We start from the raw sequence: 21,723 nt of genomic DNA, 5'->3' as shown, positions 1-21,723 counted from the left end.
ACCTATGTCGAGAGAGCAACTTGAAGGTTCAGATTTCCGTGTGTGGAATATCCGGCGTGCCACTGACTGTGGAATGGTTCCCTGCTGTCGGATTCATCCTGGCCCTGAAGGGCCAGGCATTCTCCTTGTATCCGTGTAACGCGGAACTCCTCGGGCGGGGCGAGGATGCCCGCGACGGTACCCATCGAGTGGACGACGGTGACGAGGGGGGCCAGCGGGACGGCCAGCGCCCACTCGACGTCGTCCACTCCGTAGTAGCGAACGCCACGGAGGTACCAGAACAGCGTGAGCAGCCCCAGCGAGAGGGACGTGAGCACGAACAGACCCCCGCCGCCGGCGACGCCGATGCCGAGCAGGGAGAGGGGAACGACGACGAGCGTCACGATGGGGGAGAGCGCCCAGGCGTAGTTCCGGATTCGGGTCAGCAGTTGGTACCCGAGGGGGAGTTCGGTCGCGGCTTCGATGTTCCCGGCGGCCCACCGGCGGCGCTGCTGGGTTATCTCCGTCAACGACGGCGGTGCCTCGTTGCGACAGGTCGCCGTCGCTAGCTCGAAGGTGAAGTCGTCAAGGCGCTTCGCGGCGGCCCAGACGAAGGCGGTGTCCTCGACGAGTGTCTCGCGGTCCCAGGTAACCTCGTCTTCGACGGACTGACGGACGGCGATTCCGCCGCCCCACGCGAACAGGGGAATCGAGAGGCGGGCGAAGGCGCGTTGCTCGATCTGGACGCCCATCCGGTAGATGTCGGCCAGGTACGACAGCGTCGACCCGGTGTGTCGTGGCTGTTCGCGGAGTTGGACGACGTCCGCGTCCGGCAGGCCGTCGAAGGACTCGACGTGGCTGTCCTCGTCGAGGTACAGGACGAACTCGCGGTCACAGGCGAGGTGTCGTCGCACCCACTCGATGGCACGCCCCTTCCGGACGGCCGTACAGTCGAACTCGTCGGGGACGACGTGGACGTCCGCACCGTCCACGTCGACGTCGGCTTCGGCAATCACGTGAACGTCGTCGAGTGTGGCCGGCAGCGAGTCGACTGTCGCCTGGACGACGTTCGCGGCGTCGACGGTGAGGATACGGACCTGGATGTCGTCGCCGTCGTGGACCGGGTCTGGCGACTCGTAGTTCGCCCCGACCACGTAGGTCAGGACGAGCCACGCGAGCGCCGTGCCGGCGAACAGTGCCGTCGTTCCCCACAGCAGTAGTTCGAACGCACGCTGCCAGTCGAGGACACCGGGTGTCAGCGACGGGGTGACCACCGCGAGGGCGGCCACTAGGAGGAGAGCACCGACCCCGGCCAGTGTGACGCGCTCGGTTTTCATCTTGGATCGACCGAGGGACGCCACCCCTTTCAGGGGTGGACTCCCTCAGACCGCCTTTCCCACGATATCGTCCGAATTAACGCGAGTTAACGGTTCTTCGCGGCTCCCGAGTCCGGTTCGCAAGGTTGTGGGTAGTCCGTACGTTTATCGTCGCCGTCGACGAGACGCGAGTCGTATGCCACGCGACTACGACCGCTCCGAGATTCCCTCGGTGTACAACCTCGAGGAGGTCACGCCGTTCCGCGACGAACCCGGTTTCCAGCAAGTGGTGTTCCGCGGAATCGACCAGATGGTCGGCTTCTCGCAGGTCACGCCCGAGAAGGAGGACGGCGAGCCCCACACCCACCCGTACGAACAGATGAACATGCTCGTCGAGGGACGGCTCGACTTCCTCGTCGACGGCGAGCGGGTCGAACTCGAACCGTACGACACGCTGGCGATTCCCCCCGAGGTCCCTCACACCTCGCGGACGGTCGAGGGTGAGACGGCGACGCTGCTGGCCTTCTGGCCCCTCCGTGAGGACCGTCTCGCCGGGACGGCCTACCAGGACGAGTTCCCCGAGCTATAGCGACTCGACGAACGCCCGGAGTTCGCGTTCGAAACGCTCGGGTGCCTCCCAGAACGGGGAGTGCCCGACCCCCTCGTAGAACGACGTCTCGGCGTCGGGTACGAGGTCGGCGTGTTTCTCCGCCGCCGCGGTGCCGACGACCTGGTCCTCCTCGCCGTGGGTGAGGAGGACGGGCACGTCGAGGGCCGCGAGCGTCTCCTCGTGGACGACCGTCCGGGCCTGCAGGGCCTCGCGGACGTGCGGCGGGGTGGCGACGTTGAACCCGAGCATGAACGACTTCTCGCGAGGATCCAACTCGCCCGCGACACAGATATCGAGGAAGTCCGAGAGGGCCGCGACGCTCTCGGTGGCGTCCCTCGACGCGAGCGGGTCGCCGAGCGCGACGAACTCCTCGCCGGCGATACGTGCGGCGTCTTCGGTCCCCTTCTCCGAGATGGCGCCGACGAAGTTGACGCCCGCGACGTCGTCGGTTCCGTGGACGGAGAGGTAGTCCGAGATGACGAGGCCGCCGTAGGACCACCCGACGAACACCGGGTCGTCGAGGCCGAGTTCGTCCACGACGGCCTGGAGGTCGTCGGCCCACGACGCGGCGTCGTCGTAGGCGTCTCGCGGTTTCCCCGACTCGCCGTGCCCACGCACGTCGGGTGCGACGAGTCGGTAGTCGTCGGCGAGCGCACCGTCGAACTGCTTCACCCACGAGAGGCGGGACTGCGAGTAGCCGTGGACGAACAGGATTGGCCGCGCGTCTTCGGGACCGGTCGCGTCGACGCGGATGTCGACGCCGCCACCCCCGGTCACGGTGTGGTTCTCCATGCCACGACCCTCTGGCCCGACCCCGATAAGTGTAGCCGAGACGGGCGGTCTCGCCGGGTTCCGACACGGAGTTCAGTGCCACGACTCACTCGCTCGGCACAGGTACTTTGACAACTGGTGACAATGGTCGACTATGGCTCTCGCTCGACACGGGCGGGGCGTCCGTCGCACTGCCGCCGCGTTCGCCTCGCAGGTCCACCCGGTGTTCATGCTCCCGCCCGTCGCCGTCTCGTGGTTCGGGGCGGCACTCGCGGGCGAGTTCGCGCTCGGGGTCGCCGCCGTCCACTCGCTGGCGGTGTTCTTCGCCGTCTACACCGCCCACGTTCGGGACGGGTACGTCGACTTCCACGTCCGCGGCGAGGACGGCGACCACCCGCTCACGGCCCTGGGGTGTCGCGTGGCGCTCGTCGCCGCCACGACGGGGTTCGCCGCCTGCCTCCTCGCGCTGTTCGTGCTCGCCGGACCGCTCGCCACGCTCCTCACGGCCCCCTGCTGGGTCGTCGGCTACCTCCACGCGCCGCATCTCGACACGAACCCCGTCACGACGACGCTGGGCTACCCGTTCGGAATCGCGCTCTCGCTCGCTGGCGGGTACGTCGCACAGACGGGTGCGCTCGCGGGTCGGACCGTCGCCCTCGCCGCCGTCTTCCTCGTGGCACTCTCCGGGGTGAAAATCGTCGACGACGCACAGGACTACGACTACGACCGAACCATCGACAAGCGGACCGTCGCCGTCGTTCTCGGCCTCGGACGCGCTCGGCGGGTCGGATTCGGATTGGTCGTCGGCGGTCTCGTGCTCGTCGCGGTGCTGGCCGCCGTGCGCGTCTTCCCGACGGGCGCGATTCTCGCCGTCTTCGCGTTCGGTGCCGTCGCCGCCGTCGCGCGACGCGCCGACCCGGAACTCGCGACGATGCTCCTCGTCCGCGGGGCGTACCTCTTCCTCGCGGGACTCGTCGTCGCCGTCTGGTACCGCCCGCTCCAGAGTCCGCCGCCGGTCGACATCACGGTTCTCGGCCCGTACACCTACCTCGCGACCGAACTGGTGTTCGGCGCCATCGCGCTCGCGCTCCTCGTCCGTGCGGACGCGCTCCGGGCGGCCGCGGGCACCGTCGCGACGCTCTACCCTGTCGCCTACCTCTGGGACTGGTACACGCTAGAGGTGGGCGTCTTCGCCATCCCGATGCGGACGGGCGTCGAGGTGCTGGGTATTCCGCTCGAAGAACACCTGTTCATGGTCGTCGTGCCCGCACTCGTCGTGGGTGTCCACGAGACGCGTCGGCGGGCGTAGCGCTACTCCTCACGTCGTTTCCGGAGCTCGGCCAACCGCTCGCTCGCCACCGCCGTGTCGGTCCCGTCCGACGACGACGTCACCGCTCGGTCCGGGTCGAGTCCGGCGTTCGGGTCTCCATCTGTGTCCGTCTTCGTGCTCGCGGTGTCGTCTTTCCGGTCTCTGAGGGCCGTCGACTGGCAGAGTGGACACGCCTCGGTGTCGGCCCCGACGCTGGTCCCGCAGACTGAGCACTCGCGGCCCGGTTCGTGGGTCGGCTGGACCTCGTGTTCGTCCGGCGCGTTCGTCGCCTTCTCCGCGTCGCCGAATCCGACCAACCGCTTGAGTCGCTGGAGGAGTCCCATGGCTCAGCGGTAGTGTTTGAACAGCAGCGAGCGGACGTCGTCCTTCGTCCGGGCGTACTCGACGCTGCCGTCCGGGAGCGACACCTCGTAGCGTGCGTCCTCGGCCTCAGACTCGCGCCAGTGTTCGTCGTAGGTGTCGAGGAGGCTCATCATCGCCTGAAGTCGGTCGTTACCCGACGCAGGGTCCGCCGTCGGCTCGGTCGGTTCGTCCGTCTCGTCGGTCGTCCTGTCGTTCGACTCGGTCGTGACCGCGCCTCCGCCACGAGACGTGCCGGCGTCGGCAGTGGCGTCGATGGCGTCGCTGGTGACGTCGGCGGTGCTGTCACCGACGCCGTCGAGCGCCGTCTGCAGGTCGGTGTCCACTTCACCCTCGCGGCAGTCGACGAGGTACTGGAGGGCGTCGCGGTGCCGGACGTGGCCGTAGGGGACCGCCGCCGCGAGTGCCGCCCGCAACTCTTCGAGGTAGGCGATTTGGTCCTCGGAAACGTCGATTTCGGGCATCGACGGACCAGATGCAGTGTGTGATAATCAACCTCCGGGTCGCGTCCGCCTCGGTGACCGTGAAGTCGGCCTTTTGTCCGACTGTCCGCCCTGGCTCTGTGTATGCGAACGACGCTCGCCGAGTTCGCCGAACTGCTGGAGGGCCCCGGCAGGACCGAACTCGCCATCGTCGCCGTCGTCGCGGTGGTACTCGGTGGGATCACCGCGCTCGCGAACGCGGGGTCGTCGCTCTCCTACCTCCTCTTTCCGCCGCTCGCGGCCGCCGCGTATCGACTGTTCACCCGGCCGGACCACCTCGCCGACGGACTCCCGTGGGACTTCCCGGTCGGACTGACCGTCGGCGCGCTGAGCGGGTGGGCGGCCCAGGTGGCCGTCGGGAGCGTCGACCCGTCAGTCCCGACCGGCCCGCTCCACGCCGACCCGCGGGTCGTCGTCCTCACGGTCCTCTTCGCCGGCGGGACGCTGTACGTCCTCGACATCGAGATTCCGCCCGCGTTCGCCGTCGGCCTCCTCCTGCCGTTCGCGTCCGCGCCGCCCGAGGCGTACGTCCTCAACGTCGCCGTCGCGAGTAGCGTCGTCGCGGGTCTCTACGTCGCGTGGCGGCGGGCGCGAGACGTGTCGAACCCGGCACTCGGCGGGCGGTCCGGCGGTGAGTAGGACGGACTCAGTCACCGGGGTTCGGCGTGGGTGCGACCGCCTGGTCGTCCTCGTTGCCCGCGTGAATCGTCCGCTGTGGGTACGGGATGGTGACGTCGATGTTCCCGAGTGCGTCCTGGATGGCCTGGATGGCCTCCGCCCGGGCGCGCCACCGGAGGCGGGGGTGGACCTCGTCGATCCAGAAGCGCGCCTCCAGTTGGATTCCGCTGTCCCCGAAGTCCTCGGGGAATACCTCGGGCGTCGACCCTTCGGAGTGGAGTTCGACGTCGCCGAGGGCGTCCTGGACGGTCTCCTCGACCGCGTCGAGGTCGGCGCCGTACTCGACGCTGAAGTCGAGAGTGAGACAGAGTTTCTCCTCTTCGGTGTAGTTGACGACCTCGGACTGCCCGATGATGTCGTTGGGGATGACGATGATCTCGGCCTCCGGCGTCCGCAGGCGGGTGTGGACGATGGTGACGTCGGTGACTCGTCCTTCCTTCCCGCTGACCGCGATCCAGTCGCCGACCTCGAAGGGCCGCGAGAACATGAGGACGAAGCCCGCGACGACCGAGCTGAACGTCTCGCGAGCGGCGAAGCCGATGAGGATACTCAACATCCCGGCACCGATGAGGACGTTGCCGACATTGACTTTCCACAACGAGAGGACGGTGAGGACGCCGCCGAGGATGACGACGATCTGGGCGGTCCGGGTCACAATCTCGCGGGTGTGCTCTTCGAGGTACGTCTCCTGCTCGGAGAGCCCATAGATGGAGTCGCCGATGTAAGACGTCGCGGTGTAGGTACTCGCCAGTACGACGCCTGTCAGGAGCAACCGCGCCAGCCCCGGTAGCGAGGAGACCAGGAGTGAGACGAGGTCCCGGACGAACGGCAATCCACTCCAGATACTGAAGAGGAAGAGCGTCGCGAGCGTGATCGTCGCGGCCTGCAGCGAGTAGACGATGCCGACGAGCGAGACACCTGGCGGCGTGTACGACCAGATCGTCTCCGCACGCTCGGCCCACCCCTGCCGTTCGAGGAGGGCCACGACGAGGTCCACGACGGCCTCGATGAGTAGTGGCGTCGCCCAGACCACGCCGACGGTCACGAGGAGGAGGGCGCCGGTCGTCAGGAGTTGTTGACCCATCGACTGCGCCACGGAGAGCATCGAACCGACGTAGGACTGGTCGGTGGAAAAGAATGATGGCTACACGGCGTGGTGATGGCGAGGATCAGATCACTGCCAGACCGACGAAGACGGCCGCGACACAGGCGACGAGCGGGACGATGTACTTGACGCCGCTCGCGAGTCGGTCGTCGGTCAATTTCCCGAGAAGAAGGCCGTTTCCGACCGCCTGCGCGAGTGCGGCGTGGAACAGGAGTCGTCGGTAGGTCGCACTGGACGCGCCGCCGAAGCTCACGACGCGTTCGGTCGACCCGGATGCGGCCTGAGCGCTTGCGGAGACGAGCGCGGGAAGCAACACTACCTCGAAGACGACGACGATACCGAGGAAGACGAGGACGCCGATACTGACGAGGACGACGTACTGGGAGGTCTCGCGGCGGCGTTCGCGGCGGAGGTCGTTGCGGCCGTCGAGGTCGTTGCCGACGACGCGCAACACCGGTGCGAGGTCGTCGGTCGTCCGCAGTGCCTCGTTGAGTAGGCGGACGACGCGAGTCACGTCACCAACGTCGAGTCGATCGGCGAACGCCCGAAGCGCCCCGGCGACGTCGTCGCGCCACGTTAGGTCATTGTGGACGCGCTGGAGTTCGACGGCGAGCGGACCCTCGGCCCGGCGGGAGACCAGGTCGAACGCCTTCCCGAGCGGGACGCCGCTCTCGTCGGCATCGGCGAGCACGTCCAGCGCGCCGGGGAGTCGACGCTGGATGGTCCGGTCGTGGCGACGTGCCACCCACTGGAATGCGGCGAACGGGACGCCCGAGACGAGTATCGGGAGAACGACGAACGCGAGGGTTGTCCGGACGGGTTCGGCGAGCATCGCGGCCCGGGTCGGCGTTGCGACGCCCGCGAGTGCGAGGCCGACGAGGACGAGTAGGGTGAACGGGACGGTGACGGCGAGGACGCGGGCAGGGCGCTCGCGACAACTCTGGACGGGCGTGGCGAGGCGTTCGCGGAGTCGGCGCTGCCGGCGTACTTGCCGATAGTCCTCGAGTCGACCGTCGTCGACCCCGTCCGGGGCGGTCGGTCGGGCGCGGGCGAGTTCGATGCCCTTTCCGAGGCGCTCGCCGGCCCGGAGGTTGGCGGTGACGAACCAGTCGAATCCAACGATCGAAACAGCAACGATCAGCGGAACGCCGAGGTAGACGAGCCACCGGAGTGCCCGGAGGAACGACGGGTTTGCGAAACTCGCGACGAGGAAGACCACCAGGAGGAACACCGGCCCGGCGAACACCGTCGAGACGTAGATCTCCGCGAAGAGGCCGAGGTCAGCGAGCAACTCCTCCTGTTTGCTCTCGGCCTCCTCGAGTTGGGACTCCGCGGCGCTCGCGAGGAAGGAGTCCACGTCGCCGCCAGTCTCGAGGACGCTCCCGAGTTCGTCGAGGAACTCGGCGAGGTCGTCGCTGGCCGTCCGGTCGCGGACTCGTTCGAGGGCCGCGTAGAGGTCGCTGTCGAGGTGTGTCATCTCGTCGACGGCGACGCCGAATTCCGCGGCGACCGGGCCGTAGACGTCCTCGGCGGCCGAGAGTTCGTCGATAGCCGAGAAGAGGCTCTCCCCGCCGTGGGTGAGCGCGTAGAGGAAGATGATAGCGTGTGGGAGCGCGGCGTCGATGGCCTGTCCCCGGCGGTAGGCGACGAGCCTCGGCCGGTAGTACGCACCTGCGAGCGTCCCGCCGCCGCCGAGACCGGCGAGGACGACGGGAATCGCGGCGAGGACGACCGCGCCGAGGAGGCCCCCGAGCGGGAAACCGACGACGCCGACGTGTATCCCGGCGACGAGCAGGAGACCGACGAGGAGGCCACCGACCGTCGCGAGGAGTGCCCAGCGAATCGCCCGCGTGAGGGTGGCGTCGTAGGTCGTCCCGAGGCGGGCCGCGTCGAGCCATTCCTGGTGGGCCGCGAAGCGTTCGGGGTTCTCTCGCAGCCAGGTTCGGATCGGTCCGTACGCCGACCTGACGCGGGCGGTGTCGTAGTCGGCCGTCCACGGCGCCCGGTGGGTCGACCCGGTGTCCTCGGGCCCGTCCCGGCTCTCACTCTCGGACATCCGTCTCGGAGGCGGCGTTCACCGGCGCCACGTCGCGGGCCGGTATCTCGTCGAGGACCTGCTGGCGCTCGCGGGCGAAGCGGAAGAACCAGTCGACGGACTCCTCGTAGCCGGTCGTATCGGTCTCGACGAGGTGGGCGAGGACCTGCTGGCGCTCGCGGAGTTCGCGGGTCAACTGCTCCTCGCTCCACCCGCGGTCGCGGGCGATGTCGGCGAGGACGCGCGAGGGACCGGTCTGTTCGATACTGTCGGTTCCCTGGTCGTGGGCGAACACCTCGTGGAGTTCCGGGCGCTCGCCCCCCGCCTCGCGGACCTCGGTCATCCACCGACAGCGGCGGGCGGTGTCGCCGTCGAGTTCGAGGAGGTGCTGGACCGAGATGACGTCGAGATCCGCGAGCAGTTCGTCGGGCACCGAGAGAGGGTCGTGGCGGAGGCGTCGGAGCGTGTCGCGGGCCGTCTCCGCGTGGAACGTCGAGAAACCGGCGTGGCCGGTCCCCATCGCCTGAAAGAAGGTGCGGACCACGTCCGGGTCGACGCGAATCTCGCCGACGATGACGTGGTCGGGGCGCTGGTGGAGCGCCTCGCTCAGGAGGTCGTCCGTCGAGACCTCCTCGCGGGTCTCGCCCATTCCCGCCTCGCGGGTGACGTTCGCGATCCAGTTCTCGTGGGGGAGGTTCACCTCGCGGGTCTCCTCGATGGACACTACCTTGTCGTCCGGCGGGACGAACAGCGTCACCGCGTTCATCGAGGTAGTCTTCCCCGACGCGGTTGGACCGACGAACAGCACCGACTTGTTGTGCTCGACGGCGAGCCAGATGTAGGCGAGTTGTGGAATCGAGAACGTCCCGTAGGCGGCGAGTTCGGGCGGGGTGAACGGCTCCTCGCGGAACTTTCTGACCGTGAAGTTCGACCCCCGGGTCGCCACGTCGCTCTCCAATGTCACCTGTGCGCGAGAGCCGTCCGGGAGTGTGTCCGTGAGCAGCGGTTTCGCCTCCGAGAGGTGGCGGTCACAGCGCTGGGCGAGGCGGACGACCAGCGAGTCGAGACGCTCCTCGGAGAGCGTGAGCCCGGTCTTCACGTTGCCGTAGTCGGCGTGGTAGACGAACACCGGGACGTTCGCGCCGTCGCAGGAGACGTCCTCGACCGACGGGTCGGACATCAGCGGGTCGACGACGCCGTAGCCGACGAAGTCCCGCTGGAAGTAGTAGGCGAGTTTGTGCTGGGTGTGGGGGTCGAGCGCCGCCCCGTGGCGTGCCAAGAGGTCGTCGAGGTGGTCGACGAACGCCGCCTCGGGGTCGTCGGCGCTCTCGACGTCCACGTCGACGAGTTCCCGGCGGAGCACCTCCGTCAGGTCCTCTCGGACGTGTTCCTCGAAGTCGTCGAGGACCGGTTCGGCGACGTGATAGCGCAGTTCGCCGTCCTCCTCGCGCCGTATCGAGACGAGGGCGAACGGCTCGGTCACCCAGTAGTGTTCGATGTGCTCGCCTGCAGTCACGTCCTCGAAGTCGAAGAACGACTCGCGGACTGCTGACTCGTCGGGCGCGTCGAACGGCTTGTCGGCCTCCCTGAGCGCGTCGACGACGGTGTCGAGGACGGCGTCGGTGTCGATCCCACTCGTGTCACCACCCATACGAAATCGTCCGTACCTGTTTCTCTCGCACACTCTCCAAATAAAGGACGTGGCCGACGAGAGGTGGTCGTCACCGGGGCGTACCGGCCGCTGTCAGTGCGTGGTCGCCGAAGATGGGGGAAAACAGTCGCGCCGATACAGTGTCCAGATTCGGGACTACTCCCCGTCTTCTCCGTTTTCTTCGTCGCCGCTCTGGCCGTCTCCCTCGCTCTTCCGCTCTTCGAGATACTCCTCGGCACGGTCGAGCATCTCGTCTTTCAGGCCGACGAAGACGCCACCCTCCTTCCCACCGACGTACGTGTTCTCGCCCGACTCGATGATCTCGTTGAGGTCGGGGTGTTCGACGTCGATGTGGGTCACCTGCGCCGTCTCGTCGTCCTTCTCGTGGACGTACACCTTGGCGTCCTCCAGTTCGTACTTCGAGGGATGTGGTCCGGCCATACTCGACACGTCGTCCGCCAGCACGTAGTGGCGGCGGCCGAATTCGCTCATATACTCTCGACGACTACTTAAAGAGAAATTCGAACGGCCGCCGTGCCGGCGCTCAGAAGAGCGGGTCGGGCGTCGCCGGCGGCGTCCGCTTGTGCTCGCTCTCCTCGTGCATCTGGACGACGTACTCGACGTCGTCGAGGGAGGTGTCGGTGAGCCGGGCCGTCGCCTCGGCGGGGACGCCGCCGTCGACGTGGAGTGCGAGGATGGCGTCGAGCGTGTCGTAGTCGACGCCGAACTCCTCTTCGTCCGTGCCGTAGTCGACCATCCCGCCGGTCGGCGTCTTCTGGACGAGTTTCTCGTCCGCGCCGAGGTGTGCGGCGAGTTGGCGGACCTGCTGTTTGTAGAGGTTCCCGAGCGGGTTGCAGTCGACGCCGCCGTCGCCGTACTTCGTCACGTAGCCAGTGCCGAGTTCGGCGCGGTTGCCCGTCCCGAGGACGAGTTTGTTCTCGTAGTTGGCGACGAGGTAGTTGAGGGTCATGCGGACACGGGCGCTCGTGTTCCCGACGTAGCGGCCCTCCCAGCGGCCCTCGGACTCGTCGTCGTGCTCGGCGTCGTACGTGTCGAGGATCTCCTCGACGATGGAGTCGACTTCGAGGACGTCGTAGGTGATGCCGAGGTCCTGGGCGACCCGTTCGGCGTCGCTCATGTTCTCCTCCTCGTTGACCTCCTTCGGGAGGAGGAGGCCGTGGACGGCGTCGGCGCCGAGCGCCTCGACCGCGAGGTGTGCGGTCGCCGTGCTGTCGATACCGCCCGAGAGGGCGATGAGGGCGCCGTCGACGCCCGCCGACTCGACCTGCTCGCGAACGAAGTCGGTGAGGTGGTCGACGCGTGCTTCGAGTTCCTCCTCGGAGAATCGGAGGTCGATCGGCTCGATCTCGTCCTGTGTCTGCTCGTAGAGGTTCGCCATCGACTCACAGAGGCGCACCTCACGACGTAAAAGCCGTTCGAAAGCGCCTCAACCCCTCTCGCCGGTGTGCGTCGTCGCGTGTTGCTCTCCCTGCTCGCGTGTTGCTCCCCTGCTCGCGTGTTGCTCCCGCTCGCTATCCGAAGATTCCTCGCTCACTCCGTTCGCTCGGAATCTCGCTGCTCTCGCTCTGGCTCCCCCATTTCGTGCCACGGCCGAACGGAGTGAACACCGTACTTCTCTTCGAGACGGAGCGGTGTCTCGTTCTCCTCGGCCCCGAGGACCGCGATTCCCTTGATTTCGGCCCCCGCCCGTTCCAGCAAGTTGATGGCTGCCGTCATCTGCGAGGCGGTCTCGATCCAGTCGTCGACGACGACTACTCGACACCCCGCCTCGACCATCCGGACGTCGAGTTCGAGGGTCTTCTCCTCGCCCGTGTAGTCGACGAGGTCCTCGGAGATGCGGTACTCCTCGGCGATGGGGAGTTTTCCGCCCTTCCGGACGGCGACGAATCCCGCGTCGAGTTCGCGAGCGAGACACGCGCCGGGGACGAAGCCGAGCGCGTCGATACCGGCGACCTTGTCCACTTCGTCGGGGGAGAACGGCTCGGCGAGGTCGTCGAGAAAGGCGTGGAACGCTTCGGGGTGGGCGAACAGCGCGGGGACGTTGTAGCGGTACTCCGCGCTCTGGATGACATCGCGGTAGTCCTCCCACTCCATACGGGAGTGTCGGTGGTGAGCCTACAATACGGTTCTGCCCGAGCGAACTCGGCGACTCACACGCCGAGGAGGGGGCATGTCCGACTCTCGGTCATCAATCGACGCGCCACTGCTTCTGGAGTTCGCCCAGTCGTGTCGTCTTGTCGTCTCGTCCTGCGAGACTCCTGAGTGTGCTCGCGTCGAGTGCGTACCGGCGCTCCTGGTCGCGCGTGACGAGGTCGCGCTGCCGGAGCGCCGTGAGGAGGCTGTGGGCCGCCTCGTTCGAGATACCGACGTGGTCGGCCACTCCCTGGACGGTCAGCGGCGCGTCGGCAGCGAGGCGTGCGACGACCGCCCACGTCCCGTCCTCGTTGCACAGCGACTCCCGGCGGGCGGCGTTGACGCGGACGACCACCGCGGGGTCGTCGGCCAACTCCAGCAACTCCTCGGCGCTCGCGTCCGGGTAGTCCGGGTCGGTGTCGACCATGTCCTCGGCCGCCCGGAGTTGTTCGCCCTTCTCGCGGAGTTCCGACAGCATCCGGTCGACCGGGTCCTTCGGCTCCTTCTCTTCGATCTCGACTCCGCCCTCGGGGAGCCCGTTCCCCCGCTCGTCGAGCGGTTCGTCGTCGTCGGCCGGGTCGACGTCCGAGAGGGAGAGACTCGGCTCCGCGGCGTCGTCGCTCTCCGGGTCGTCCGGCGTGGGCCACGCTCTCCGCTCGTAGCCGATGGCTTCGGCCGCCTCGTCGGCGTCGACGCCGGGGCCAGTGTCCATCCCCGCGCGGGTCGACTGGAGCGCCGTCTCACGGCCCTCGCGCTCGTCGCGCTCCTCGTGGTCCTCGTGTGCTGCTTCCTGCTCCGGCTCCGGTTCTGGTTCCGGGTCCGGCACTGGTTCGGGCTCTTTTCCGACGACTCGCGCGTACGCACTCCCGGACACGCCGTCTGTCCGTCTGCTCGGACGGGAGGCCGTGGCTGTGGTCGTGGTCACGTTCGGCGGCCGACGCGTGTCGCTGGTCGTCCGGTCATCGTCCATATCGGAGGGCACGTCTGGGCCGGAAGCCGTGCCAGCCGCGGTCGTGGTCTCGTCGGAAGTCTCCGGGGGTTCCACGGCCGCCCCGTCGGTGGCTGCTCGGGCGGTCGCGTCAGTTTCACCCGTCGTCGTCGCCGTCTCGGCACGCACCTCGGCGGTCTCCGCGACGATCTCTGCGGTCGTCGGACCGCCGGCGTCGACCGTCGCGTCCGCTGCGGCGTCGCGCTCGGCCAACTCGCGCACCATCGACTCCAGTTCCGCGACGCGGTCCTCCAGGCGGTCGATCTCCTGGTTCTTCGACTGGAGCGTGGACTGGTAGCTCGAGCTATCGCCGTCGAGGTCCGCGGAGTGTTGCTCGCCGTGTGCGAGGGCGTTGGCCATCTTCCGTGCCGCCGCGGAGACGTCGCGGGCCTGCTCCAGTTGGTTCTTCAGGTCGGCGATGCGGGCCTCCTTCTTCTCCAGCTCGTTTTCCAGTTCGGCGACGCGATTCTCGCGGGCCTCCTGCTCGGCCGTGATCTCCGAGAGGTCCTCCGTGAGAGAGTCCGAGACGGACTTCAGGTCGGGGCGCTCGAAGTCGTCGAGGCCGGGCGTCGCGCCCGCGTCGAAGGTCTGCTTGCGCTTGAACTGGATGCGTTGGACCTCCTCGTCGGTCCAGTCGAGTTGGACGAACGCCTCGCCGGGGTCGAGGTCCGCTACCTCGTCACCGTACTCCGAGCCGACGATGCGACTCACCACTTTCGTGTCGTTCTCCCAGGTGAGGCGGTGCCAGACGAGCCAGTTGGCCTGCGTGATGAAGTCCTTCTTCACGTCGGCCGGGCGCTGGGAGACGCCGACGACGCCGAGACCGTGTTTGCGCCCGCGCTTGCTCACCTTGATGAGCATCTTGCCCGTTTCGTCCATTCCGCCTCCCTCCGGGAGGTACTCGTGGCATTCCTCGATGACGAGTAGGAAGGGCTTCTTCATCCTCTTCTCCTTTGCAAAGAGGTGTCGGGCCGTCTCGCGGACAAGTTCGTTCGATTCATCCTCGTCGAGAAAGCCAGAAACGTCGAGGATGATGGGAACGTTCTCCTCCAGGGCGAGGGTCGCGAGCTTCTCGGCGTGCTCGGCACTCACCTGCACGTCGCACTCCTCGTCCGCGCCTGCGTGGAGGAGTTCGTACTGCTCTTTCAGCCCGAAGTACTCACCCTCTTGGTCGACGATGAGGACCGGGAAGCCGGCGTCGAGGAGTTCCTCGATGACGACGCTCACGGAATTACTCTTACCAGCTCCGCTTTTCCCGGTCAGGAACCCCCGGCCAGTCAGGATGTCGATGGTCGGTAGGTAGACGGGGTCACCGTCCGGTGTCTCGCCGACGTGGATTCGCTCTTGAGTGTCTTCCGCCATGGTGGAGGTCCAGTTGCACTGACGAACGCGCGGACCGAGAATGAAACTTCCCCTCGACGGAGAATCGTCAGACGGACCCTCAGACGACCTCGACGTTGTAGCCGACGCGGAGCGTCCGGTCGCGGACCGGGTCGTGGAGTTCGACGACGAAACGAGTGCCTGGCACGACGCCCTCCGTGGTCGGCACGGTCCCCGAGAGGATGGCCGTCCCGTTCATCGGGCCGCCGTGGCGCTTCTCGACAGTCTCCAGCAGCTCCTCGGGCGCGAGGAGGGCGTCGAGACCCTCCTCTTGGTAGAGTTTGCGCTCACCCGTCCCGGTGGTCGTCCACGCCCGGAGTTCGAGGCGGTCCCAGTGGTCGCGGACGACCGAGTAGCGCCACGCCCGCTCGGAGAGGACGTTCGGCGCGATCTGCTTCGACTTCCGGACGCTGACCGACTCCAGGTCGCGGTCGGTGTGGTCGCTGGCGGCGACCACGTACGTCTCGCGGTCGGTGACGAAGAGACCGAACGCGGCCTCGCCCGACGTGTGCTCGCCCGTGACGACGACCCGGCCGGGGTCGACGAGGAGCGTGTAGGGGGCCAGCGGATAGGTCGGCGGTGCCTCGGTCGACGACGCAGACGCGGTTCCGTGATCGGTGGAGCCAGCGTTAACGACGCGCTCGGGGACGATGTCGACGGCCTCTCCGCCGACCGTGAACGTACAGGTACGCATACGTATTGAGACTCGGGGCGAGCAGAAAAAGCGACGCCTCATGGTCTCATCGCGCGCTCGCCACCGGCCGGCGTCCCGGAGCGCAGGTGTTGTGTCGTATCCGTGTGGACCGATTCGCTCAGGACTGCCGTGCGGGGTGGTCGTCGTGGAGTTCGGTCTGACCGGCGCCGAAGAGGTTCTCGCGGAGGGTGTTGCCCGCGTACTCCTCGCGGAGGAGGCCGCGCTCGCGGAGTTCGGGGACGACGAGGTCGACGAAGTCCTGCAGGGTGTCCGGGCGGACGACCTCCTTCACGTTGAAGCCGTCGACGCCGACCTCGCGGAACCAGTACTCGAACTCATCGGCGACCTGCTCGGGCGTCCCGACAACGACCGGCGAGGTGGTGCCGAGGCCGGCGAACTCGGCCATCTCGCGGACCGTCCACTCGCGGTCGTCGTTCGACGTGAAGGCGTTGACGACACCCTGGATGGCCTCGGTCTCGATGTGTTCGAGTTTCTGGTCGGGGTCGAGTTCTGAGAGGTCCATGTCGACGAATCCGGAGATGAGCGCGAGGACACCCTCCGTGTCGATGTGTTCCTTGTAGGACTCGTGTTTGGCCTCGGCGAGTTCTTCGGTCTCGCCGACGATGGGCACGATACCGGGGAAGAACTTGAGGTGGTCGGGGTCGCGACCGTACCCGGCGGCGCGCTCGCGGAGGTCCTCGACGTAGTCGACGACGGCCTCCTCCGTGGGCTGGCTGACGAAGACCGCCTCGGCGTTCTTTGCGGCGAACTCCCGGCCGCGATCGGAGGAGCCAGCCTGGTAGAGCACGGGCGTCCGCTGGGGCGAGGGCTCGCAGCCGTGAGGTCCGGGGACGTCGAAGTACTCGCCCTCGTGGTCGATGGCGTGGACCTTCTCGGGGTCGGTGAACGTTCCCGATTCGGCGTCGCGGACGACGGCGTCGTCTTCCCAGGAGTCCTCCCAGAGAGCGTAGGAGACGTCCATGAACTCGTCGGCGCGGTCGTAGCGTTCGTCGTGTTCCATCCGTTCGTCGAGGCCGAGGTTCGCCGCCGCCGACTCCAGGTAGGAGGTGACGATGTTGAACGCGACACGTCCGTCGGTCGTGTGGTCCAGCGTCGAGAGTTCGCGGGCGAGTTGGTAGGGGTGGTTGTAGGACGTCGACTTCGTGACGGCGAACCCGAGGTGGTCGGTGACCTCGGCCATCGCCGGCACCACGTAGGCCGGGTCGTTCGACGGCGTCTGGACGGCCTTCTCGATGGCTGTCTCACGACTGTCGCCGTAGACGTCGTAGATTCCCCGAACGTCGGCGAAGAAGATACCGTCGAAGCCGCCCCGTTCGGCCGTCCGCGCGACCTCCGTCCAGTACTCGCGGTCGGTGTACCGGGCCGACTGGTCGCCGGGGTAGCGCCACGACCCGACGGTGACGTGCTCGACGGAGTCCATCGTGAAGAGATTCAGGTGGAGATGGTCGCTACTCATTGTCGGGTCGATGGGGTCGAGACTCCTAAGAGAGTCGACTTCGGCAGAACCGACCGGCCCGACCCGATGAATCGATAGTCACTATATCGAATCGGGGTGCGTGCGCCAGTCTGCGACTCGAAGAGTTGTCGACAGAATTTGAGTTGCGCCGCGCGGAGGTGTGCGGTCAACTGCCCCGAGCACGGCGGCGCGGGGCTTGTCAGTGGACTCACCGCGTCGTACCCGAAGCGCTTTCGGGCGTTCACGGGTCGGCATCCCTGACTTCGGGGCCGGTTGACTGCGGCCCATGCCCAGCGACAGCTGTTGGCCGCCGACCACACCATTAATTCGGGATGCCAGCACTTTCAAACTGCGGAACTGGCAGCAAGTGTCGGCTTCCTCCCCGCCCACAGTGGGGCGGGGAATCCGCCTCGCTACCTAGTTTGAACGTGGGCTGGGAGATTCCCATTGCGTCGGCGATCTCGGTGCCGGTACGGACGCGTGGTTGTTCGAAGAAGCCGATGAAGTAGGCCGTCTGGAGCACCTCGCGCTGGCGCGTGGTGAGCTTCTCGCGCTTGCCGGTCGAGTCTGGCCTGTGCACACCGCAACATCGATACGTCTCAGCGACGACGATACGACGTATGTGGGGGCTTTCCGGGACCGCGTCGTCGACGCCGACTGCCGACGGTTTCCGAACCATCAGCGAACGGAGGGGTACGTTGTGACGCCCCCGTCGTCGCTGTCGCCGGTGTTACTCGCCGTTCTCCTGCTCGCGGCGCTGGTGACGGTCCCGCTGGTCGGTCTCGCCCTCGCCGCCTACCTCCGTCGGCGATCCCGGTCGTACCTCCTCGTCGTCCTCGCGGTCGGGACGCTGCTCGCACGGACGGGTGTCGCAGTCGCCTCGGTGACCGGGTTCTTCGGTGGGGACGTCCACCACCTCCTCGAACACGCGCTGGACGCGGCGATGGCGTCGCTCGTCGTCGCGGCCGTCTACTACGTCCGGGCGAGCGAACGCGAGGCGGAGTACCGAACGGAGGAAGTCGACCGATGAGCGAGACACGCAGCCGAATCAGTCGGTACGTGCGGACCCACCCCGGCGTCCACTTCAACGAACTCGTCCGCGAACTCGACCTCGCGACCGGGCAGGTCCAGTACCACCTGAAGCAGTTACGTGCGGCCGACGAACTCCTCGCCGAGTCACTCTATGGCCAGACACACTACTACCCGCCCGGCTACGACGAGTGGGAACGCGGCGCGCTCGCCCTCCTCCGCCGCGAGACGAGTCGTGACGTCCTCTTCGCCCTACTCGAAGGTGGCCCCGAGCGCCCGCAGCAGGTCGCCGAGGACCTCAATATCGCGCGGAGCACGCTGGAGTGGCACCTCGACCGACTCGTCGAACGCGACCTCGTCGAAAAACGGCGCGACGAGCGAAACCGGGTCACGCTCGCGCTCACGCGACCCGCAGAGACGGCGACACTCCTCGACGTCATCTCCCCCTCGCTCCCGGAACGGATGGTCGATCGCTTCGAGCGCCTCGTCGACTCCCTCCTCTCCTCCTGACGGCTGCTCGCTTCAGAACAGGCCCGCGTGGGCGAGTTGCTCGCCCACGAGGATGAGCCCTGCCACGATGCCGAACACGCCCGCGGCACCCTCGACGTACTTCGTGTAGCGGGTCCCGACGATCGCGCCCCAGACAGCCGAGACGACGCCCATCGTCGCGATGGTCAGGAGGCAGAAGCCGGTCAGGAACGCCAGCGCGCTGGCCTGTGAGGAGGCCGTTGCGACGAGGAGGACGACGAGTCCCCCGCTCCCGGCGACGCCGTGGAGGACGCCGACGGCCAGCGAGTCGCCATCGAAGTGCTGGTGAGTGAGGCCGAGTGAGAGCCACCCGATGTCGAGGTGCGTGTGGTCGTCGCCGTCGTGGCTGTGTGAGTGTATCTCCGCGTCGCGGAGGACCCGCCAGAGCATCCGACCCCCGAAGTAGACGAGGACGACGCCGACGAGCACTTCGACCGAGGTCGTGAGGAACGCGGGCGGCTGGAGGTCGAGGAACCACGCGAGCAGGCCGAGGACGACGATGGGGACGCAGTGACCGACGCCCCACGAGAGACCGACGGCCGACGAGCGCCCGTCGTCCTCGACGAGTGTCGCGACCGCCGCCAGGTGGTCCGTTTCGAGGGCGTGACGGACCCCGAACAGCCCTCCGGCAGCGACCATCGAGAGGATACTCATGGTGCCTCCTTGACGGGGGGCCACTAAAGTACACCCGGATGGTGTCGCCGTGGAGACCGGTGGTTTCGACGGTCGCACCAGAACGGCTTTCGCTCCGAGACCGGCTAGTTCGTCTCGATGGTTGCTCCAGACGAACGTGGCATCCCCCGCCGCGAGTTCGTGAAGTCCGCCGTCGCCATCGGCGGCGCCTCCGCACTCAGCGCGTGTCTGTCACGCGAGTCCGTCGACGTCCCGCGCGGTCCGACGGACCTCTCTTCGCTCCCACAACGCCAGCACGCCTGGAACGACGTCCTCGAAACCGACGAGCACGGTAACCCGATCGTCCCCCGCCACCGCGTTCTCCTCCTCCTGAACTACCGCGGCGACGGGGCGCCGACGGACGCCGACCGCCAGACGATGGCCGAGGCGCTCCAGTCGCTCGAACACGCCTACCCCCGCGACAACGAGGGCCTCCTCTTCACCGTGAGCTATTCGCCAGCCTACTTCGAGCGCTTCGAGGAGTCGCTCCCCGACTCGGTCGACCTCCCGATGCCCGAAGCGCTCGCGTCCTTCGAGGATCCCGAACTCGACACGCCTGACGCCGTCGTCCACCTCGCCAGCGACTACGGCAAAGTCGTCCTCGCCGCCGAGGAGGCACTCAAGGGAGAGAAGGAGACGCTGAATGGCGTCGACGTCGCGGCGTCACTCGACGGTGTCTTCGACTTCGTCGACCGGCGAACGGGATTCATCGGTGACGGCCTGCCTGCGAAACACGACGACGTCGCGGGCGTTCCCGAGGGGGAGGTCCCCGAGGACGCGACGCTCTACATGGGCTTCGAGTCCGGGTTCCTGAAGAACCAGGCAAGCGAGGACCGCGTGAGCATCCCGAAAGGACCCTTCGCCGACGGGACCACCCAGCACGTCTCGAATATCACGCTGAACCTGAACCAGTGGTACCAGCAGGACGACCGCTACCAGCGCGTCAGCAAGATGTTCTGTCCCTACCACGCGAAAAACGATATCGTCGAGGGGACGGGCGAGAACCTCCACACCTCGCAGATGGAACTGTGCAAGCCGGACGAACAGGCCGCCCGCGAGGATGCCGTCGTCGGCCACTCGCAGAAGATGGTCGACGTCCGCGAGGGCGATCAGGCCATCATCCTCCGGCGGGACTTCGACTCGACCGACGGCGACCACGCCGGACTTCACTTCGTGTCGCTCCAGCGCGGTATCGGCGACTTCGTAACGACCCGCGAGGCGATGAACGGGACCGACCTCGCCGAGAACTCGGCGGTCGGCCAGCGCAACAACAACGGTATCCTCCAGTACATGAACGTCGAACGCCGCGGGAACTACCTCGTTCCCCCACGACGACTCCGCGAACTGCCACCAGCCAACCCCGAGACGGAGGGTACGAATGCGTAGACGCGACTTCCTCGCGGCCAGTGGACTCGTCGGGACGGCGGGTCTCGCTGGCTGTGCCGGCTTTCAGTTGGAGTCGTCGTCCTCGGCGCAGGAGCCTGCGCTGGTCGAGAACCGCCCGGATGGCGTCTACTACCCCACGCACGTCGAGGGGATGAAGATGGTCGGTAAACAGACGGTGGGCGACTACACCTGCGCGCTCACGTACAGCTATCCCCACCGCTTCTGGCTTTTCACCGGTTCGCACCGCCAGAAGGTAGCGCTGAAGGGGGAGGACTCGGTCCACCTGATGCCGGTCGTCTGGGACAACGAGGCGAAGATCGTCCCGCCGGACGTGAACCCACAGATTACCGTCGAGCAGGACGGCGAGCGGGTCGCGAACGTCTCGCCGTGGCCGATGCTCTCTCAGCCAATGGGTGTCCACTTCGGCGACAACGTCGCGCTTCCCGGCGACGGGACCTATCAGGTGTCGATCCGTATCGGCGAACCGTCGGTGAAGCGGACTGGCTCACTGAAAGACGGGGAGTACGGCCCGGCGACCTTCGAGTTCGAGTTCGACTTCAGTGAGTCGAAATTGAACGAGATCGAGTATACCGACATCCCCTCGGAGAAGGAGGGCACACCCGGTGCAGTCGTCCCGTCGGAAATGACGACCGTCCAGATGACGCAGGCACCCACGAAGGACGCCCTCCCCGGGACGGTTCGTGCGACCGGGACGAGCGACGACGCGAAACTCGTCGTGACGACTATCGACGGCGCCGAACCCTACGGCGGGTCGACGGACCAGACGTACCTCGCGGTCTCCGCGCGGACGCCGTACAACCGGTTCGTCCTCCCGGCGATGGCGCTCTCCGGGACGCTCACGCGCGACGGCGAGACGGTGTTCGACGGCCAGTTCGACGCCGCGCTCGACGGTGAGTTGAACTACCACTACGGCACTGCCCTCTCCAACGTGCAGTCCGGCGACGAACTGGAGATAACGGTCGACGCACCCTCGCAGACTGCCCGCCACGAGGGCTACGAGACGGCGTTCTACCAGATGGATCCGGTCACGTTGACGCTCTAGACGGGTCCCATCGCTCCGGATCGCGTCTCGCTCGT

Annotated in this window: 22 protein-coding genes; 7 read left to right on the top strand and 15 right to left on the bottom strand. The window is 67.2% G+C overall.

Features of this window, described 5'->3' with window-relative positions; genetic code table 11:
• Positions 1–2 precede the first annotated feature (2 nt).
• The gene (locus tag P0Y33_RS11675; protein WP_279527574.1) at positions 3–1,316 is read right to left on the bottom strand and encodes a glycosyltransferase family 2 protein; all 1,314 of its coding nucleotides are present in this window, start codon (positions 1,314–1,316) and stop codon (positions 3–5) included.
• A gap of 175 nt (positions 1,317–1,491) precedes the next feature.
• On the opposite strand from P0Y33_RS11675, the gene P0Y33_RS11670 reads away from it, so the two are divergent.
• A complete protein-coding gene (locus tag P0Y33_RS11670; RefSeq protein WP_279527573.1) occupies positions 1,492–1,884 on the top strand; it encodes a cupin domain-containing protein in 393 nt (130 codons plus the stop codon).
• Here P0Y33_RS11670 and P0Y33_RS11665 read toward each other — a convergent pair.
• A complete protein-coding gene (locus P0Y33_RS11665; RefSeq protein WP_279527572.1) occupies positions 1,879–2,697 on the bottom strand; it encodes an alpha/beta fold hydrolase in 819 nt (272 codons plus the stop codon). The genes P0Y33_RS11670 and P0Y33_RS11665 overlap by 6 nt on opposite strands.
• A gap of 133 nt (positions 2,698–2,830) precedes the next feature.
• Between P0Y33_RS11665 and P0Y33_RS11660 the strand changes: the two genes are divergently transcribed.
• The gene (locus P0Y33_RS11660) at positions 2,831–3,985 is read left to right on the top strand and encodes a lycopene cyclase domain-containing protein (RefSeq protein WP_279527571.1); all 1,155 of its coding nucleotides are present in this window, start codon (positions 2,831–2,833) and stop codon (positions 3,983–3,985) included.
• A gap of 2 nt (positions 3,986–3,987) precedes the next feature.
• Here the strand turns inward: P0Y33_RS11660 and P0Y33_RS11655 are convergent, their stop codons facing one another.
• Both P0Y33_RS11655 and P0Y33_RS11650 read right to left on the bottom strand, forming a co-directional pair.
• Complete coding sequence (locus tag P0Y33_RS11655; RefSeq protein WP_279527570.1) at positions 3,988–4,329, bottom strand: hypothetical protein; 342 nt, start codon at positions 4,327–4,329, stop codon at positions 3,988–3,990.
• 3 nt (positions 4,330–4,332) lie between these two features.
• The gene (locus P0Y33_RS11650; protein WP_279527569.1) at positions 4,333–4,830 is read right to left on the bottom strand and encodes a hypothetical protein; all 498 of its coding nucleotides are present in this window, start codon (positions 4,828–4,830) and stop codon (positions 4,333–4,335) included.
• 102 nt (positions 4,831–4,932) lie between these two features.
• Between P0Y33_RS11650 and P0Y33_RS11645 the strand changes: the two genes are divergently transcribed.
• A complete protein-coding gene (locus tag P0Y33_RS11645) occupies positions 4,933–5,487 on the top strand; it encodes a hypothetical protein (protein ID WP_279527568.1) in 555 nt (184 codons plus the stop codon).
• 7 nt (positions 5,488–5,494) lie between these two features.
• Here P0Y33_RS11645 and P0Y33_RS11640 read toward each other — a convergent pair whose 3' ends face one another.
• The 10 genes from P0Y33_RS11640 to P0Y33_RS11595 form a co-directional block, all read right to left on the bottom strand.
• Complete coding sequence (locus P0Y33_RS11640; RefSeq protein WP_279527567.1) at positions 5,495–6,631, bottom strand: mechanosensitive ion channel family protein; 1,137 nt, start codon at positions 6,629–6,631, stop codon at positions 5,495–5,497.
• A 64-nt stretch (positions 6,632–6,695) separates the two neighbouring features.
• On the bottom strand, positions 6,696–8,687 hold the full coding sequence (locus P0Y33_RS11635) for a type II secretion system F family protein (RefSeq protein WP_279527566.1): 1,992 nt from the start codon (positions 8,685–8,687) through the stop codon (positions 6,696–6,698).
• Complete coding sequence (locus tag P0Y33_RS11630) at positions 8,674–10,317, bottom strand: type II/IV secretion system ATPase subunit (RefSeq protein WP_279527565.1); 1,644 nt, start codon at positions 10,315–10,317, stop codon at positions 8,674–8,676. The genes P0Y33_RS11635 and P0Y33_RS11630 overlap by 14 nt, the downstream gene beginning before the upstream one ends.
• Before the next feature lie 156 nt (positions 10,318–10,473).
• A complete protein-coding gene (locus tag P0Y33_RS11625; protein ID WP_279527564.1) occupies positions 10,474–10,809 on the bottom strand; it encodes a hypothetical protein in 336 nt (111 codons plus the stop codon).
• 52 nt (positions 10,810–10,861) lie between these two features.
• The gene (locus P0Y33_RS11620; protein ID WP_279527563.1) at positions 10,862–11,716 is read right to left on the bottom strand and encodes an NAD+ synthase; all 855 of its coding nucleotides are present in this window, start codon (positions 11,714–11,716) and stop codon (positions 10,862–10,864) included.
• Between the two features lie 152 nt (positions 11,717–11,868).
• The gene (locus P0Y33_RS11615; protein ID WP_279527562.1) at positions 11,869–12,432 is read right to left on the bottom strand and encodes a phosphoribosyltransferase family protein; all 564 of its coding nucleotides are present in this window, start codon (positions 12,430–12,432) and stop codon (positions 11,869–11,871) included.
• Positions 12,433–12,526: 94 nt separating this feature from the next.
• On the bottom strand, positions 12,527–14,821 hold the full coding sequence (locus P0Y33_RS11610; protein ID WP_279527561.1) for an ATP-binding protein: 2,295 nt from the start codon (positions 14,819–14,821) through the stop codon (positions 12,527–12,529).
• A 79-nt stretch (positions 14,822–14,900) separates the two neighbouring features.
• Positions 14,901–15,533: a DUF2848 family protein gene (locus tag P0Y33_RS11605; protein WP_279527560.1), complete on the bottom strand. Its 633-nt coding sequence runs from the start codon at positions 15,531–15,533 to the stop codon at positions 14,901–14,903.
• A gap of 118 nt (positions 15,534–15,651) precedes the next feature.
• Positions 15,652–17,010 carry an LLM class flavin-dependent oxidoreductase gene (locus tag P0Y33_RS11600; RefSeq protein ID WP_279527559.1) on the bottom strand — a complete coding sequence of 453 codons (1,359 nt, stop codon included), beginning with the start codon at positions 17,008–17,010 and terminating at the stop codon, positions 15,652–15,654.
• Between the two features lie 322 nt (positions 17,011–17,332).
• The gene (locus P0Y33_RS11595; RefSeq protein WP_279527558.1) at positions 17,333–17,590 is read right to left on the bottom strand and encodes a helix-turn-helix domain-containing protein; all 258 of its coding nucleotides are present in this window, start codon (positions 17,588–17,590) and stop codon (positions 17,333–17,335) included.
• 42 nt (positions 17,591–17,632) lie between these two features.
• Between P0Y33_RS11595 and P0Y33_RS11590 the strand changes: the two genes are divergently transcribed.
• Together P0Y33_RS11590 and P0Y33_RS11585 are read left to right on the top strand one after the other, a co-directional pair.
• A complete protein-coding gene (locus P0Y33_RS11590; RefSeq protein ID WP_279527557.1) occupies positions 17,633–18,040 on the top strand; it encodes a DUF7471 family protein in 408 nt (135 codons plus the stop codon).
• On the top strand, positions 18,037–18,549 hold the full coding sequence (locus P0Y33_RS11585; RefSeq protein WP_279527556.1) for a winged helix-turn-helix transcriptional regulator: 513 nt from the start codon (positions 18,037–18,039) through the stop codon (positions 18,547–18,549). Before P0Y33_RS11590 ends, P0Y33_RS11585 begins: the two co-directional genes overlap by 4 nt.
• Before the next feature lie 12 nt (positions 18,550–18,561).
• Here P0Y33_RS11585 and P0Y33_RS11580 read toward each other — a convergent pair whose 3' ends face one another.
• On the bottom strand, positions 18,562–19,221 hold the full coding sequence (locus tag P0Y33_RS11580; RefSeq protein WP_279527555.1) for a high-affinity nickel-transporter protein: 660 nt from the start codon (positions 19,219–19,221) through the stop codon (positions 18,562–18,564).
• Between the two features lie 117 nt (positions 19,222–19,338).
• Between P0Y33_RS11580 and P0Y33_RS11575 the strand changes: the two genes are divergently transcribed.
• Together P0Y33_RS11575 and P0Y33_RS11570 are read left to right on the top strand one after the other, a co-directional pair.
• Positions 19,339–20,625, top strand: a complete 1,287-nt coding sequence (locus P0Y33_RS11575; protein ID WP_279527554.1) for a DUF7405 family protein — start codon at positions 19,339–19,341, stop codon at positions 20,623–20,625.
• Positions 20,618–21,688 carry an iron transporter gene (locus P0Y33_RS11570; protein ID WP_279527553.1) on the top strand — a complete coding sequence of 357 codons (1,071 nt, stop codon included), beginning with the start codon at positions 20,618–20,620 and terminating at the stop codon, positions 21,686–21,688. The genes P0Y33_RS11575 and P0Y33_RS11570 overlap by 8 nt, the downstream gene beginning before the upstream one ends.
• Positions 21,689–21,723 lie beyond the last annotated feature (35 nt).

Source organism: Halospeciosus flavus, assembly GCF_029814175.1.
GTDB classification, from domain to species: Archaea; Halobacteriota; Halobacteria; order Halobacteriales; family Halobacteriaceae; genus Halospeciosus; species Halospeciosus flavus.
This window is presented reverse-complemented; position numbering and strand designations above follow the sequence as displayed.